11 protein-coding genes, 2 tRNA genes and 2 rRNA genes are annotated in these 16,904 nt (G+C 41.8%); 6 read left to right on the top strand and 9 right to left on the bottom strand.

Going from position 1 to position 16,904, the window contains the following annotated elements; genetic code table 11:
* Nucleotides 1-32: 32 nt before the first annotated feature.
* Nucleotides 33-2,834 carry a DUF2339 domain-containing protein gene (locus tag SOI81_RS14390; RefSeq protein WP_320540934.1) on the top strand — a complete coding sequence of 934 codons (2,802 nt, stop codon included), beginning with the start codon at nucleotides 33-35 and terminating at the stop codon, nucleotides 2,832-2,834.
* Here the strand turns inward: SOI81_RS14390 and SOI81_RS14385 are convergent.
* Together SOI81_RS14385 and SOI81_RS14380 are read right to left on the bottom strand one after the other, a co-directional pair.
* Nucleotides 2,824-3,741: a mechanosensitive ion channel family protein gene (locus tag SOI81_RS14385; RefSeq protein ID WP_016142161.1), complete on the bottom strand. Its 918-nt coding sequence runs from the start codon at nucleotides 3,739-3,741 to the stop codon at nucleotides 2,824-2,826. The genes SOI81_RS14390 and SOI81_RS14385 overlap by 11 nt on opposite strands.
* Before the next feature lie 9 nt (nucleotides 3,742-3,750).
* Nucleotides 3,751-4,572 carry a hypothetical protein gene (locus SOI81_RS14380; protein WP_016142160.1) on the bottom strand — a complete coding sequence of 274 codons (822 nt, stop codon included), beginning with the start codon at nucleotides 4,570-4,572 and terminating at the stop codon, nucleotides 3,751-3,753.
* 96 nt (nucleotides 4,573-4,668) lie between these two features.
* Here SOI81_RS14380 and gspE point away from each other — a divergent pair, with 96 nt between their 5' ends.
* Nucleotides 4,669-6,159, top strand: a complete 1,491-nt coding sequence (gspE, locus tag SOI81_RS14375; protein ID WP_016144379.1) for a type II secretion system ATPase GspE — start codon at nucleotides 4,669-4,671, stop codon at nucleotides 6,157-6,159.
* A 55-nt stretch (nucleotides 6,160-6,214) separates the two neighbouring features.
* On the opposite strand, the gene ohr is transcribed toward gspE, so the two are convergent.
* From ohr to SOI81_RS14340, 7 genes are all read right to left on the bottom strand, one after another.
* Nucleotides 6,215-6,646 carry an organic hydroperoxide resistance protein gene (gene ohr / locus SOI81_RS14370; RefSeq protein WP_016142158.1) on the bottom strand — a complete coding sequence of 144 codons (432 nt, stop codon included), beginning with the start codon at nucleotides 6,644-6,646 and terminating at the stop codon, nucleotides 6,215-6,217.
* 88 nt (nucleotides 6,647-6,734) lie between these two features.
* Nucleotides 6,735-7,172 carry a MarR family transcriptional regulator gene (gene ohrR, locus SOI81_RS14365; protein WP_320540933.1) on the bottom strand — a complete coding sequence of 146 codons (438 nt, stop codon included), beginning with the start codon at nucleotides 7,170-7,172 and terminating at the stop codon, nucleotides 6,735-6,737.
* 164 nt (nucleotides 7,173-7,336) lie between these two features.
* Nucleotides 7,337-7,711, bottom strand: coding sequence for a DUF4951 domain-containing protein (locus SOI81_RS14360; protein ID WP_016142156.1), 375 nt, complete (start codon nucleotides 7,709-7,711; stop codon nucleotides 7,337-7,339).
* 14 nt (nucleotides 7,712-7,725) lie between these two features.
* Complete coding sequence (locus tag SOI81_RS14355) at nucleotides 7,726-8,550, bottom strand: carbon-nitrogen hydrolase family protein (RefSeq protein ID WP_239974774.1); 825 nt, start codon at nucleotides 8,548-8,550, stop codon at nucleotides 7,726-7,728.
* Nucleotides 8,551-8,576: 26 nt separating this feature from the next.
* Nucleotides 8,577-9,098: an anti-anti-sigma factor GigB gene (gene gigB, locus SOI81_RS14350; RefSeq protein WP_002117273.1), complete on the bottom strand. Its 522-nt coding sequence runs from the start codon at nucleotides 9,096-9,098 to the stop codon at nucleotides 8,577-8,579.
* Between the two features lie 102 nt (nucleotides 9,099-9,200).
* The gene (gene gigA, locus SOI81_RS14345) at nucleotides 9,201-10,169 is read right to left on the bottom strand and encodes an RsbU family protein phosphatase GigA (protein WP_239968384.1); all 969 of its coding nucleotides are present in this window, start codon (nucleotides 10,167-10,169) and stop codon (nucleotides 9,201-9,203) included.
* Nucleotides 10,170-10,280: 111 nt separating this feature from the next.
* Nucleotides 10,281-11,159, bottom strand: coding sequence for a VacJ family lipoprotein (locus tag SOI81_RS14340; RefSeq protein WP_016142153.1), 879 nt, complete (start codon nucleotides 11,157-11,159; stop codon nucleotides 10,281-10,283).
* Nucleotides 11,160-11,732: 573 nt separating this feature from the next.
* Here SOI81_RS14340 and SOI81_RS14335 point away from each other — a divergent pair.
* The 4 genes from SOI81_RS14335 to SOI81_RS14320 all read left to right on the top strand — a co-directional run bounded on the left by SOI81_RS14335 (nucleotide 11,733) and on the right by SOI81_RS14320 (nucleotide 16,782).
* A 16S ribosomal RNA gene (locus SOI81_RS14335) occupies nucleotides 11,733-13,270 on the top strand.
* Between the two features lie 59 nt (nucleotides 13,271-13,329).
* Nucleotides 13,330-13,406 (top strand) — tRNA-Ile (locus tag SOI81_RS14330).
* 55 nt (nucleotides 13,407-13,461) lie between these two features.
* Nucleotides 13,462-13,537: transfer RNA gene (locus SOI81_RS14325), tRNA-Ala, on the top strand.
* Between the two features lie 354 nt (nucleotides 13,538-13,891).
* A 23S ribosomal RNA gene (locus SOI81_RS14320) occupies nucleotides 13,892-16,782 on the top strand.
* The 16S and 23S rRNA genes sit together here with 2 tRNA genes alongside, the layout of an rRNA operon.
* Nucleotides 16,783-16,904: the final 122 nt, after the last annotated feature.

Raw genomic sequence — 16,904 nt, 5'->3', positions numbered from 1 at the left:
ACCTGTAATGAAGGTGTCATATTGCTAAGCCCATGTATAAAAAAGACAAACAGGGAATGATCATCGTTTTGATCGCTTTGACTTTGTTTTTAGCCATTTCAATTGGTTTTAAATTTCAGAGTGCCGTTGTTGCTTTATCTATTGCACTTACTGTCATACTAGTTCAATTACTGTCAAATTTGCATCAGCGTTTAACTCATTTAGAACAGCAGTTTTCTCAGCAGAAAACGCCACTTTATTCTATTCATATGCAAAGAACAGTGATTTATGCAGCTGCTTTGGTTGCATTAGTTGCTTATATAAATCATTGGATGTGGATTGCTGGTGGGGCTTTACTGGTTTTATTATTATGTTTAATTCAAACCATCAGCGCATTTCATACTCGACTGTTGTACCTTGAATCAGCAAAACAAACTGTTCATGCAAATGAGACCATACAATCTGAAGTTATAAATCCAGCGCTAGAGCAGGTTGGTCTTAACAATACTGACATGCTATTCCCTGCCGAAACGGTAACTTTCAATCAAACAGAACAACCGATTCCTGTAAAAACCGCATGGTGGCAACCAGCTGTAGATTGGATGATTCATGGCAATCCAATTTTAAGGGTTGCTGTTGCTGTACTTATGGTTGGGGTGGTGTTGTTATTACGTTTTGCAAGTGAGCACTGGCAATTGAGTTTGGGTGTAAAACTTGGTTTTATTGCCATTGCCGGAGGTGTATTAACAGCATTTGGATATACCTTGCAAAAGAAAAACCAGCTTTTTGCTGTGGCCTTGCAGGGTGTAGGACTTGCTGTGGTATTCCTAACACTTGTGTTCTCACATCATTTTGGTGTAATCGCCAACTTAACTACAGCGAGTATTCTGTTTGCGATTTTATTAGCTATTACGGTATTTCTGAGTTTAAAGCAACAAGCCATTTATTTAGCAATTTTAGCACTTGGTATGGCTTACGCGGCTCCTTTAGTTATTCCGCAATACCGCCCAGATGTAGTCTTCCTATTTAGCTATTATCTTGTTATTAACTTAGCAGTTGCTGCGGTTAATTTTATTCAGCCTTGGAAAATCTTAAATCAAATTGCTTTCTTTGCCACCATGTTTATTGGTGGTAGTGCAATCGCATTTTATGCAGAACCAACAAAATTTGACACACTAGACTGGATCTTATGGCTCCATATCGCATTGTTTATTTGGCTCAGTGTCCGTTATAGCCAAAATATATCTCGAGTTTCAGCACATGAAAAACAAGAGGGCATTCGGTTACCCCCACTGTTAGATGTGGGGCTTATTTTTAGTGTGCCTGTACTGGGCTTTACACTTCATGCCTATTTAGTACATGAGTCTACTCAAGCATTGACGATTGGTGCTGCTGTATTGGCTGGTACATATGCGCTATTAACTTTTTGGATTAAAAAGACTCATGCTCCGCTTTCTGTGCTTGCAAAAAGCTTTTTCATCCTCGCGGTTGCTTTTTTTGCTCTAATTTTTCCACTTGCAAAAGGAGCGCACTGGACAGCAATTGGTTGGGTAGCTCAAGGTACAGCTTTAATTGTGTGGGGAGTAACTGAACGCTACCGTTTAAGCCGATATATTGGTGTAGTTTTAGTTTTACTCAGTTCTCTTGCACTGTTTTATCAGGTTTGGGCAAATGAAGAGTTCCCAACGCTAAGCACGAGCATCTATGCAATAGCTCAATTTATTTCTGCTTTCTATTTATTGCAATACAACAGTAAAGAGCAACGCTATTTTAGTGCCAGCATGATTAGTGGCATTTTCTTATGTTTAGGCATGTATGCGGGCGCCGTAGCAGGTATAGAAATAATGACATGGCATCATCATGGTTTAAGTCCATATTTGATGTTTGCTGTAGTTCTAATCGCAATATTTAGTCTGGTCGTACACTATAAACTTCGTGTGCAATGGCAAAGTTTGCAGTTAATTTTAATTAGCCTTTTACTGTTGTTGATTTTGGGTGAAGCCTTTACGAGTCAAGTATTCAGTGTGTTTAAATGGCCGAGTATATTGCAACAGGGTACTTTCCTTGTGAGTACTATTCTTCTTAGTGCTTTGTTTATTATGGCTCAACCGCATTCAGATGAGTCAGGATACTTGAAAATCTGGGGTGGTTTAAGCTGGTTCGCATTAGCGATAGTGGGTTTGGCAGTCTTCCCACAAATGCCAATTGTTGCTTTGGCTTGTGTACCCGTGGTTTACTCAATCTGGGCGTATAAATCCCATAAGACTATATTGTTACATCAAATTCCAGTTTGGTGTTTAAGCCTACTTTGGTTATTGGTCGTGAGTATTGATCGCCATTCTGCCGAATATCTTTATTTTGTTCCTTTGATTAACTTAACTGACTTCCTTTCAATTTCAGTATTGGCTGGTCTACTCTTTATTATTTATCAACATGCTTTTGATCAAGATAAATCACTGGAGTGGACTTTTAAAATCACAACCATTCTAGTGGGGTTGTTGGTGTTTAGTAGTGTGGTGGTTAGAGGCCTGCACTATTACTGGGCAACTCCATTGTGGAGTGCTTCAATTTGGACAAATGGTGTGGTGCAGTTAAGCTTGACATTACTTTGGGTCATTTTGGCATTTGTATTAACTACATTCTCAAGTCGAAAAATGATTCGTCAACTCTGGTTTGTTGGTGCTGCACTTTTAGGAATTGTCGTATTAAAGCTGATTTTGCTTGATCTATCACAAAGTGCGACATTAACTCGGGTCATCTCATTTATTGGAGCGGGTGGGGTAATGTTGATTATTGCTTATCTTGCGCCATTACCACCGTCTTCTGTACAGAAGAATCAAGAGCCTAAGCTTTAGGCTCTCGTTTTAACTCTTTTTGATTACTGTATTGATCAATATCATCTTCACCGAAAACAGTAGATGGTCGATCGATTAAGCCCATTTTCGGTACAGGAATTTCAATTTGATTATCCAAAAAGCCATTTCGGATACGTTCTTGCATTTCATCTCGAACTTTTAAGGAATTTTCTTGTCGGCACCACATCGTAAATAAAAGTTCAATCGATGATTCCCTGAATGCGGTAACCGTAACCGCAGGTTTTGGGTCATCTAACACGAGTGGATAGTGAGCTGCGACATTAAGTAGAACTTCGCGAACTTTTATAATGTCTTCATGGAAGTTAATTGCGAGTGTAATTGGTATACGCCGTATTGGATATTTAGATAAGTTGTGTACAGGGGCGCGAATAAGCTGTTCGTTTGGTAAACGAATATAAACATTGTCGAGTGTAAGTAATTTTACCGAAAGCAAATCAATTGAGATGACTTCACCTTCAATTGTATTCCCACGAATGAGGGTGATCTGGATGGTATCGCCGACTTCAAAAGAACCTTCCCCAATCAAGAATAAACCACTAATTAAGTTACTAGCAGAGGTTTGCGATGCGAAACCGAGTGCTACGGTTAGAATCCCTGCTGCGCCAAGGAATACACTAAGTTTGAACCCAGCTTCTTTTAAACTCGTCATAATGAAGAGTAAGAAAATAAAATAAAAAATACCGCGACGCCATACCAAGCGTTGATGAGCATTAAAACGTGAACCAATAGTTCTAATAAAGGTATTTGAAATAATACGAGCAAGAACAAAACCAATGAAACAAAGCACAACGCCGACTAAAATTTCACTAATACGTTCGGTATTGATATTGGTAAATATGCTTGTGAGGCTATCAGCGATATCCTTAGGAATACTTGTATCAGCCATATAAACCTCTTAAAAGAATGAATCAAACATATTAAATAATGCTCCACCAGGTGAACGTGGTGGATGGACATAAGTCACTTCACCAGCAAGAGGAGGCGTTCGGTTTTCAATACGAATGCGTGCGGGGCGGTCAGAGCCTTCATAGTAAACTTTGATTTGAGAAGTCCACAAACGTCTTGTACTTTCACTATAAAAAAGAGGGAGGGCTGTAACTGGTACATTCATGCGATCAAAGCGTAATTGATGATTACTGGTGTTGTGAAAGTCGATAGGGGTAACAGCACGAAATGCGCGTGGTGTTAATAGATTCAAATCGGTACGCCCATCTACCGACGTGGCATAACAGATTTCACCTTGCTGGGCATTTGGACCGAACCACGTATCCTTAGGTTGAATGACAGGAATCTCAAATAAAGGCTCATGCTGACTTTCAACTAAACCTGCAATCCATAATGGCGTACTTATATATAAAGTCCCACGTTGACCTGCTGGAATATAGATGGGATCAACGGGTTTAATGACCACAGAACGATCTGCCAGACGTGGCATAAGTAAAAATTCTGGATTGGTCTTTCGAAACATATAACGTTCTACTTGAACATTATGCGGGAAAGCAAAATGTGGATCGGCAAGTGGGTGCCAATCTTGCTCATTATCGTCTTGAAGAGCAGGTCGATAATATTCGATACGCCATTCTTTTATGCCACGTGTTAAACGAAAAAGCATTGAACCGAATTGCCATGCTTTGGACTGATTAATTTCAAAGTTCTGTTCTCCCCACCATTTTAAAGAATTCTGGGGGCGAGGCTGATATTCATTATTTTCAAACAAGACGTAAAATTCCTCTACCGAGTTGTTAAACAGACTTCACGCTGTAATCTGCTTAGAGTACACTCAAAATCATCTTACTCATCATTATAAATTGTGATGCAAATATTGAAACAAATACAAGTTCCATATAGTTTTGCCAAGCGTCATGGTGTTTTATTTCGTTATGACGGTGATCAGGTATTTATTATTAGACGTCAAAATACTGAAAAAATTGCATTGCAGGAAGCAAGACGCATCTTGGGTAAGCCAGCTCATTATCAATTATGTACTGAACAAGAATTTAATGCGCTCTTGAGTACGAGCTATGCAGGTGATACAGGGGAATCACAACAAGTTGCAGCAGGTTTAGAAGATCATCCAGATTTATTAAGTTTGGCCGATCAGGTTCCTGAAACAGAAGACTTAATGGATCAGGAAGATGATGCTCCTATTGTCCGTCTTATTAATGCATTACTTTCAGAGGCAATTCGGGTAGGGGCTTCAGATATTCATATTGAAGCTTTTGAAAAGAAACTATCTGTACGATTACGTGTAGATGGTCAACTACGTGAGATTGTACAGCCACGCCGTGAGCTGGCACCTTTATTGGTCTCGCGTATTAAAGTCATGGCGAAGCTTGATATTGCTGAAAAACGTGTACCACAAGATGGGCGTATTTCTTTACGCCTTGCTGGCCGTGAAGTAGATGTCCGTGTTTCAACGTTGCCATCGTCACATGGTGAAAGGGTGGTTATGCGTTTGCTTGATAAACAGGCAGGCCGCTTAAACATGACACATTTGGGCTTAATGGCTAATGACTATGAGCGTTTAACTCAATTGGTGCATCGTCCTCACGGCATTATTTTGGTCACTGGGCCTACGGGTTCGGGGAAAACAACGACCTTATATGCAGCTTTATCTGATTTAAATGACAATACTCGAAATATCTTAACTGCTGAAGATCCAATCGAATATCAACTTGAGGGTATTGGTCAAACACAAGTGAACACCAAAGTGGATATGACATTTGCCCGAGCTTTAAAGGCAATGTTACGTCAAGATCCTGATGTGGTGATGGTAGGGGAGATCCGTGATCTGGAAACGGCTGAAATTGCAGTTCAAGCCTCTTTAACAGGTCATTTGGTTTTATCAACGCTGCATACCAATACCGCTATTGGTGCAGTTACCCGACTTAAAGATATGGGGATTGAACCATTCTTATTATCAAGCTCTTTAATTGGGGTGATTGCTCAACGTTTGGTTCGTACTTTATGTCCACATTGTATGACTTGGCGTGAAGCCGATACTTTTGAGAAACAGGTTTTCCAGCATATTCATAATGAACCGTTGTTGCAGTTACCTGAGGCTAAAGGATGCGATCATTGCTCACATTTAGGTTTCAATGGGCGTACAGCCATTTATGAAATCGTACCTGTTGATGAACCTATGCGCCGTCTGATTCATGGTAACGCAGCTGAATATGAATTAGAAAATCATGCTCGTGAGTATTCAGGCTCTATTCGTGATGATGGTTTACGCAAAGTACTTGCAGGTAAAACTACTCTCGAAGAAGTGCTTCGTGTAACTAATGAAGCAAGTGAAGCATAATATGTAAGATGAAAAAATGCCCGACTTGATTCGGGCATTTTTTTAGTATCAAAACTTATTCAGTCACAATATTAAAGTTCACATCAATATTGTTGCGAGTTGCATTTGAGTATGGGCAAACAATGTGAGCAGCTGCAACTAACTTTTCAGCTTCTTCACGGTCCATACCAACTAAGTAAACATTTAAAGTCGCTTCGATGCTAAAACCTGTAGGAATTGGTCCAATACCTACTTCACCTTCTACATAAGCATCTTTACTAATATTAAATTTATCGCGATTTGCAACAAATTTTAGAGCACCTAAAAAGCACGCTGAATAACCAGCTGCAAATAATTGCTCTGGATTCGTTACAGCGCCACCAGCGCCGCCCATCTCTTTAGGTACACCAAGCTGTACATCTAATACGCCGTCTGATGAAGTCGCACGGCCATCACGACCACCGGTTGCTTTAGCTTTTGCACGATAAACAACTTTTTCTAATGACATCGTTTTTATTCCTAAAATAAATTGAATACAAATATATCGTACACGACTTAAATATTTTGACAAGTATATTTTTAAAAAAAATTGCTGTTTATTTGACTAGATTTGTACGGAGTTTAGTAAGTTGATCTTTGAGGCCCAATAGTGTTGTCATATCACATGAACTTGCTTCTAGTACACCTGCTGGGATCTCCATTGCTTGATCTTTTAATTTTTTCCCTTCATCACTCAGCGTAATAATAACTTGTCTTTCATCTTGAGATGAACGGGTACGATGAAGTAAATTTTGGGCTTCTAACTTTTTCAAGATAGGGGTGAGGGTAGATGATTCTAAAAAAAGTTTTGCTCCAATTTCCGAAACAGTGACTTTATCTTGCTCCCATAACACCAACATCACTAAATATTGAGGATAGGTAATACCCAAAGGTGCTAGAAGTTTTCTATAGAGCTGATTAAGCGCTAAATTTGTTGAATAAATGAGGAAACATAATTGATTCTCAAGCTTTAAGTTTTGACAGTCTTGGTCCATATATTCCTCAAAGAAAATAATACTACTTTTGTAGTATATCGCTTTCTATTCAGTTTCTTAAATGTTCATCCGAATAGTTTATGAATAAAACAAATGAGGGTACATAAAAAATGGAATAATTAGATCAATTATTCCATAAGAAAAAATATTTTAGATCACTGTATTTACCACAAATCTGCAATCTTTTTCATTAATCGAGCACGATATTTAGCGGTAGGATTATTTGCGTTACGTTGTTGCTCTTGTTCATAAAAGTCTTGCCATGCAGTAATCATTTCAAGAGTAGTTCCTTGTTTTTTAATCATAGAAACATCTGCAGGCTGAATATTTTCTAAACGTTGTCTTGCACCTTCTGCGCCTGTACCCCATCCAATTATTCTTTGGCCGAATGCAGGTAACGGAATATTTTTAGGTGTTGCTGGAAGAATATCTGAACTGAGTTGTGCCGTAGGTGAAACGAAATGGTTCGTTGTCCCAAACTCTGCATAACAATGAATATTTGCCCCCAAGCAAAAAAAGCTAAATAAGTATTTCCACATGAATAATTAAACTTTTAATATTGAATCAATTTACGGTGTGTCATTAGAGGCATTGAAGAGCGGACGAGTTCTTGTGCTGCTAGATCAAAAGGTACAGTGATTAAACCATTCCCTTCATATCCAACCATGCTTAAAATTTGACCACGACTATCTGTTGCCCCAGAGTGTCCCCAAGTTTGTCGTTTTTCACCATGCCAGCCCTGTTGTGCTGCACCTAAAACGTAACATTGGCTATCCATTGCCCGAGCCTGTAGCAAAAGCTGCCAGTGCATTTGTCCAGTTGTATAGGTAAACGCAGCAGGAGCAGTAAGTATATGAGCGCCTTGTTGTCTCAGGGTGAGAGCAAGCTCTGGAAAACGTAAGTCATAACATACCATTAAGCCGATATTGCCAAAAGGAGTAGATGTGACTACTACGTCTGTCCCGGGTTCAAAGAAACGAGACTCCTGATAACCACCGACAGCATCACCCACTTGTACATCAAATAAATGGATCTTGTCATAACGTGCTTCTGTACGCTCAGGGCTAATACAAAGACTAACAGTTCGGACTCGACCATCTTGAATGGTGGAACCATCTGGACGAAATGGGCATGGTAAAGTACCGGCTATAATCCAGATTTGATATTGATGTGCTAGTTTCTCAAGCCTTTGCTGAATAGACTCAAACTGCTCAGCTGTTTCACGCTGTTTCCCAGCAGCAAAACATACAAAGTTTTCAGGGAAAACAATTAAGCTGGCATTTTGCGCCTTACTTTGTTGAATCAAAGACTCAATGACTTGAAAATTATTTTCAATATCATCTTGAGAGTTCATTTGAGCAACAGAAACAAGGGTCATATTCTAGTCCGGCTTAATAGGAGAAATCAGGCATTTTGCTTGTCAGATACCTGTTCAAGCGTATCTTGTTCTTTCTGTAACTGCTTCACAAGTGGCTCAAACATGTTCTGATTATTTGCATTGAGTTTCATCAATGTCTTATGTGCATCCAGAACCGTTCTTAGCATTGCATTATGAGTGATTTGTTCATCAGTTAACGTTAATGTGCAAACGTTAGGATCGCCACAATAATTCAAAATGACAAAAACCTGCCCTAGCCCCATACTGTTGGCTAAGGTTGTGATATCTGGATTGGTAGATAGCATCACAGCTTGAATATGATGAGTTTGTTTAAGCTTTAAACCTAGCTTAGCCAGGATGCCTAATACTGTACTATCAATAAATGTTGTTTGGGTTAAATCAACGATTGCACCAACAACATTCTCTTGCTGTTCAATTCTGTTTAAAAGTTTGTCTAGACTTATACAAGAATGGGCTCGCACTTCACCAATAAGTTTGAAAATATGCGTTCCATTTAAACTTGCATATTCAACATGACCTGTTGACATATAAATGCCATTTTCAGAGAAGGATAGAAAAATTATCACATAGTGCCATCTCAGACTCAAGAGTCCTTAAGTCGTATATTATGTAATTAATTGATTCGTAAATTAATTCATTCGACAAAGACTAAAGATGGCAATATCATCAGCCACATGATCAGGTGCTTGAAATGATTGATTTTGCAAATGATGAACCAATTGTTGGAACTGATCATTTAAACCACCATCAAAAGGTTCAAGTGCTCCATCTGAGCAAACGATAAAGCGGGATTGATGATTTAATGTACAAACATGCTCTTCAACTTCAAGTTCATCGGTTAAGCCTAATGGAAAACTACTTGTTGTTAGAATTTTGGGAGCTTGATTCGGTTCAAAAATGATAGGAGGAGGGTAGTGGCCCGCACTTGACCAGCGAAGCGTATGTGTTTCTAGGTTTAAAATACCCACCACAATCGTAATGTGCTTTTCAATATTCTCTTGAACCAACATTCCATTTAATTTTTTTATTAATTGTCTTGGGGTTTTTGAGCGACCATGGAAAGCTGCCATCCATGATGTTAATAAACTACTGGTTACACCATGTCCTGAAACATCGGCAAGATAAAATAAAACTTCTTTATCATTTAATTTCCAGTAGTCATACCAATCACCGGAAAGATAAGCTGAAGGCTGAAAGAAAGTTTCGACTTCATAATTTAATAAATCAATTGGATTAGGCAGTAATCGTTTTTGCAGTTCAGCAGCTGAAGGTAAATCACGACTATCTTGGTTACGCTTATATTGAGCATCAATTCTTGTTAATGCTTTATTTAAATCGTTAGGTAATTGATTCCATACCCAACCTGCAAGAGCACCGGCTTCCCATGCTTGAGCTAAAGCGCTCCCTTCATGTTCAAAAGCAATGACAATGGTGGGTAAATTCCATTTATAAGACAGAAAATCTTGTACATCTGCTATTGCAATGATGGTTGGATCATATAAATCTAAATCATCTATGTTAATGACTTGTAAGCCTGGCAGTTTATCCAAAGCTTGCTCTAAATAAGGGATAGAGCGTGTCGGTTTAATAAAATACATAGAAGATATGGTAGTCCTTTTATATGATCACTTTATTCATCATAGAGTATGTATGATCAAAATCAAGGTATTGCCGAACTCTTAATCCGAGCAATACCTTGATTTCATCTTTTAAGGGTTTTGATCCTCATCCGGGGTATCGTCTGAATCATCATCTATGAAAGATACATCAGCTGAGTCGCCTTTCTTCTCTGCAATTTGGAATGCTTTACGTTGGAGATATAAGTCTCGAATCATGGCATATTGATCACCCTGTAGGGTTTGATCTAAATCTAGATATTGAGCGCGAGTATCAACAGCTTGTAACATATTACTCGACCAATAAAGACCATCTTGATCTTCCATAATATATTTCTGTGGGCGAGCTTGAGCATCTACTGCTAAACCGAAACCATCACGCAAGGTACTCGGACCGAAAAAAGGTAACATCAGGAATGGGCCAGAAGGGACGCCATAGTAACCGAGGGTTACACCAAAATTCTCTTCCTCAGTCGGTAAACCTAAACGACTAGCAGGGTCAGCTAAACCAAGAGTCGTTAAAGTATTAATAGTAAATCGACCTAAAGTTTTTGCTGCACGACCTGGACGACCTTGAATAAGCTGGTTAACCGCATTCCAAGGTTCTCCAAGATTTTTACGGAATTGACGATAAGAGCCACGAACATCTTCTGGAGTTTTCTCTCTATATTGAACCGCAACTGGACGTAAAAAATTTCGATCCAACATATCGTTAAATGAATAAATTGGACGATTTAGTGATTGTAATGGGTCTTTTACAGGATCTGGTTGTGCTGCGTTCGCATTAATTTTTAAATCTTTAACTTTAATATTTTTTAAATCTTTAATAATTTGTGAGCGCGGATGAGCAGGTGCTGTTTCTTCTAGTGAGCTAGCATCAGAAGATTCACTTATAGTATTTTCTTGAGCATATATAGAGGTACAAACACCTACAGATAATACGCTGAGTAAAATTAAATTAGAATAATTCATATAATTCCTTAACCGCCAGCCAGGCTAATACTTAAATGTGCAGTTGGGTGGAGATATGCTTTAATACAAAACTGATAATCTATTATCAATGTAAAATTGATCAAATAATATAGATAAAATGCTAAAAAGCCTAAAAATTAGCCAAGTGATAATATTAAATTAAAAAAGGGGTTGCAAAGGGTTTTTAATGGTCTATAATGCACATCCATCGGCGGTGATGCAGATAGAAACTTGTTGAAAAACAGTTACTTGTGATTAAGTTGATTGCTTTAAGTGATGAATTTGATGAGAAGTTGGTTTTGAAGATAAGTTTTAAAAATATCGAAATTACCTGTTGACTTTTAAGAGATTAAGAGTAATATAGCCGACCTAGCTTGCTGGTGACGAACCAGGAAGAAGATCATTAAGAGAATTGAAGAACAACTTGTGTGGATTTTTACTGGTTGATTAATCGAAATAATTTTCATTGATTGATTGGTTTAAATTACTCGAAGTTTATTTGAGCGAAATTTAAGTCAGTAATTGATGAGCCAGAATTGGTACCTTGTCTTTAAATAAGGTACAAAATGATTTTAACTGAAGAGTTTGATCATGGCTCAGATTGAACGCTGGCGGCAGGCTTAACACATGCAAGTCGAGCGGAGAGAGGTAGCTTGCTACTGATCTTAGCGGCGGACGGGTGAGTAATGCTTAGGAATCTGCCTATTAGTGGGGGACAACATTTCGAAAGGAATGCTAATACCGCATACGTCCTACGGGAGAAAGCAGGGGATCTTCGGACCTTGCGCTAATAGATGAGCCTAAGTCGGATTAGCTAGTTGGTGGGGTAAAGGCCTACCAAGGCGACGATCTGTAGCGGGTCTGAGAGGATGATCCGCCACACTGGGACTGAGACACGGCCCAGACTCCTACGGGAGGCAGCAGTGGGGAATATTGGACAATGGGCGCAAGCCTGATCCAGCCATGCCGCGTGTGTGAAGAAGGCCTTATGGTTGTAAAGCACTTTAAGCGAGGAGGAGGCTACTGAAGTTAATACCTTCAGATAGTGGACGTTACTCGCAGAATAAGCACCGGCTAACTCTGTGCCAGCAGCCGCGGTAATACAGAGGGTGCAAGCGTTAATCGGATTTACTGGGCGTAAAGCGCGCGTAGGCGGCTAATTAAGTCAAATGTGAAATCCCCGAGCTTAACTTGGGAATTGCATTCGATACTGGTTAGCTAGAGTGTGGGAGAGGATGGTAGAATTCCAGGTGTAGCGGTGAAATGCGTAGAGATCTGGAGGAATACCGATGGCGAAGGCAGCCATCTGGCCTAACACTGACGCTGAGGTGCGAAAGCATGGGGAGCAAACAGGATTAGATACCCTGGTAGTCCATGCCGTAAACGATGTCTACTAGCCGTTGGGGCCTTTGAGGCTTTAGTGGCGCAGCTAACGCGATAAGTAGACCGCCTGGGGAGTACGGTCGCAAGACTAAAACTCAAATGAATTGACGGGGGCCCGCACAAGCGGTGGAGCATGTGGTTTAATTCGATGCAACGCGAAGAACCTTACCTGGCCTTGACATAGTAAGAACTTTCCAGAGATGGATTGGTGCCTTCGGGAACTTACATACAGGTGCTGCATGGCTGTCGTCAGCTCGTGTCGTGAGATGTTGGGTTAAGTCCCGCAACGAGCGCAACCCTTTTCCTTATTTGCCAGCGAGTAATGTCGGGAACTTTAAGGATACTGCCAGTGACAAACTGGAGGAAGGCGGGGACGACGTCAAGTCATCATGGCCCTTACGGCCAGGGCTACACACGTGCTACAATGGTCGGTACAAAGGGTTGCTACCTAGCGATAGGATGCTAATCTCAAAAAGCCGATCGTAGTCCGGATTGGAGTCTGCAACTCGACTCCATGAAGTCGGAATCGCTAGTAATCGCGGATCAGAATGCCGCGGTGAATACGTTCCCGGGCCTTGTACACACCGCCCGTCACACCATGGGAGTTTGTTGCACCAGAAGTAGCTAGCCTAACTGCAAAGAGGGCGGTTACCACGGTGTGGCCGATGACTGGGGTGAAGTCGTAACAAGGTAGCCGTAGGGGAACCTGCGGCTGGATCACCTCCTTAACGAAAGATTGACGATTGGTAAGAATCCACAACAAGTTGTTCTTCATAGATGTATCTGAGGGTCTGTAGCTCAGTTGGTTAGAGCACACGCTTGATAAGCGTGGGGTCACAAGTTCAAGTCTTGTCAGACCCACCATGACTTTGACTGGTTAAAGTTATAGATAAAAGATACATGACTGATGATGTAAGCTGGGGACTTAGCTTAGTTGGTAGAGCGCCTGCTTTGCACGCAGGAGGTCAGGAGTTCGACTCTCCTAGTCTCCACCAGAACTTAAGAGAAGTTCGGATTACAGAAATTAGTAAATAGAGATTATATGATCTTGGTTTATTAACTTCTGTGATTTAAATATCACGGTATTAAGCATGACCTGACGAAGGCATGTTTATTCATTAACAGATTGGCAAAATTGAGTCTGAAATAAATTGTTCACTCAAGAGTTTAGATTAAGCAATTAATCTGAATGAATTGAGAACTAGCAAATTAACTGAATCAAGCGTTTTGGTATATGAATTTAGATTGAAGCTGTACAGTGTTTAAGTACACAGACAACAGATAGTAGCGATGAAGAATCGCACGGACAACACTCACTTGTAGGTGTTGACGACTGTTTGGGGTTGTATAGTCAAGTAATTAAGTGCATGTGGTGGATGCCTTGGCAGTCAGAGGCGATGAAAGACGTAATAGCCTGCGATAAGCTCCGGGGAGGCGGCAAATATCCTTTGATCCGGAGATTTCTGAATGGGGAAACCCACCTACTTTAAGGTAGGTATTGCAACATGAATACATAGTGTTGCAAGGCGAACGAGGGGAAGTGAAACATCTCAGTACCCTTAGGAAAAGAAATCAATTGAGATTCCCTCAGTAGCGGCGAGCGAACGGGGATCAGCCCATTAAGTTATGTGTGTTTTAGTGGAACGCTCTGGGAAGTGCGAACGTAGAGGGTGATATTCCCGTACACGAAAGGGCACACATAATGATGACGAGTAGGGCGAGGCACGTGAAACCTTGTCTGAATATGGGGGGACCATCCTCCAAGGCTAAATACTCCTGACTGACCGATAGTGAACCAGTACCGTGAGGGAAAGGCGAAAAGAACCCCTGTGAGGGGAGTGAAATAGATCCTGAAACCGCATGCATACAAGCAGTGGGAGCACCTTCGTGGTGTGACTGCGTACCTTTTGTATAATGGGTCAGCGACTTATATTCAGTAGCAAGGTTAACCGTATAGGGGAGCCGTAGGGAAACCGAGTCTTAATAGGGCGTTTAGTTGCTGGGTATAGACCCGAAACCAGGCGATCTATCCATGAGCAGGTTGAAGGTTGGGTAACACTAACTGGAGGACCGAACCCACTGTCGTTGAAAAGCCAGGGGATGACTTGTGGATAGGGGTGAAAGGCTAATCAAGCCTGGTGATAGCTGGTTCTCCCCGAAAGCTATTTAGGTAGCGCCTCGGACGAATACCATAGGGGGTAGAGCACTGTTTCGGCTAGGGGGTCATCCCGACTTACCAAACCGATGCAAACTCCGAATACCTATGAGTACTATCCGGGAGACAGACTGCGGGTGCTAACGTCCGTAGTCAAGAGGAAAACAATCCAGACCGCCAGCTAAGGCCCCAAAATCATAGTTAAGTGGGAAACGATGTGGGAAGGCATAGACAGCTAGGAGGTTGGCTTAGAAGCAGCCACCCTTTAAAGAAAGCGTAATAGCTCACTAGTCGAGTCGGCCTGCGCGGAAGATGTAACGGGGCTAAAACTATGTGCCGAAGCTGCGGATTTGACATTAGTCAAGTGGTAGGGGAGCGTTCTGTAAGCCGATGAAGGTGTATTGAGAAGTATGCTGGAGGTATCAGAAGTGCGAATGCTGACGTGAGTAACGACAAAACGGGTGAAAAACCCGTTCGCCGAAAGACCAAGGGTTCCAGTCCAACGTTAATCGGGGCTGGGTGAGTCGACCCCTAAGGCGAGGCCGAAAGGCGTAGTCGATGGGAAATTGGTTAATATTCCAATACTTCTGTGTAATGCGATGAGAGGACGGAGAAGGTTAAGTCAGCCTGGCGTTGGTTGTCCAGGTGGAAGGATGTAGGTATGTATCTTAGGCAAATCCGGGGTACTCTATACTGAGATCCGATAGCAAGCTGTACTTGTACAGCGAAGTGGCTGATACCATGCTTCCAGGAAAAGTCTCTAAGCTTCAGTTACACAGGAATCGTACCCGAAACCGACACAGGTGGTCAGGTCGAGTAGACCAAGGCGCTTGAGAGAACTCTGCTGAAGGAACTAGGCAAAATGGTACCGTAACTTCGGGAGAAGGTACGCTGTTGTTGGTGATGGAACTTGCTTCCTGAGCTGACGACAGCCGCAGAAACCAGGCCGCTGCAACTGTTTATTAAAAACATAGCACTCTGCAAACACGAAAGTGGACGTATAGGGTGTGATGCCTGCCCGGTGCTGGAAGGTTAATTGATGGGGTTAGCGTAAGCGAAGCTCTTGATCGAAGCCCCAGTAAACGGCGGCCGTAACTATAACGGTCCTAAGGTAGCGAAATTCCTTGTCGGGTAAGTTCCGACCTGCACGAATGGCATAATGATGGCGGCGCTGTCTCCAGCAGAGGCTCAGTGAAATCGAAATCGCTGTGAAGATGCAGTGTACCCGCGGCTAGACGGAAAGACCCCGTGAACCTTTACTGCAGCTTGACACTGAACTTTGACCTTACTTGTGTAGGATAGGTGGGAGGCTTTGAAGTTGGAACGCTAGTTCCAATGGAGCCGTCCTTGAAATACCACCCTGGTAATGTTGAGGTTCTAACTCTGTCCCGTTATCCGGGACGAGGACCGTGTCTGGTGGGTAGTTTGACTGGGGCGGTCTCCTCCTAAAGAGTAACGGAGGAGTACGAAGGTGCGCTCAGCGTGGTCGGAAATCACGCGTAGAGTATAAAGGCAAAAGCGCGCTTAACTGCGAGACCCACAAGTCGAGCAGGTACGAAAGTAGGTCTTAGTGATCCGGTGGTTCTGTATGGAAGGGCCATCGCTCAACGGATAAAAGGTACTCTGGGGATAACAGGCTGATACCGCCCAAGAGTTCATATCGACGGCGGTGTTTGGCACCTCGATGTCGGCTCATCTCATCCTGGGGCTGAAGCAGGTCCCAAGGGTATGGCTGTTCGCCATTTAAAGAGGTACGCGAGCTGGGTTTAGAACGTCGTGAGACAGTTCGGTCCCTATCTACCGTGGGCGCTGGAAATTTGAGAGGATCTGCTCCTAGTACGAGAGGACCAGAGTGGACGAACCTCTGGTGTACCGGTTGTGACGCCAGTCGCATCGCCGGGTAGCTATGTTCGGAAGGGATAACCGCTGAAAGCATCTAAGCGGGAAGCCTACCTCAAGATAAGATTTCCCTAGGAATTTATTCCTCTAAAGAGCCGTTCGAGACTAGGACGTTGATAGGTTGGATGTGGAAGCATAGTGATATGTGAAGCTGACCAATACTAATTGCTCGTGAGGCTTGACTATACAACACCCAAGCAGTTGTATATGAAGCATCAATCGATTCATAAACATGCAAAGCAACTTGATTTAGTTAAACGCTTAGCTAAAATGAACAGATAAAGTCAGATTCAATCAGCCCGTCTGTA

The sequence above is a fragment of the Acinetobacter pittii genome, from assembly GCF_034067285.1.
GTDB lineage: Bacteria > Pseudomonadota > Gammaproteobacteria > Pseudomonadales > Moraxellaceae > Acinetobacter > Acinetobacter pittii_E.
The sequence above is the reverse complement of the archived record's forward strand: the minus strand, read 5'-3'. Positions and strand labels throughout refer to the sequence as shown.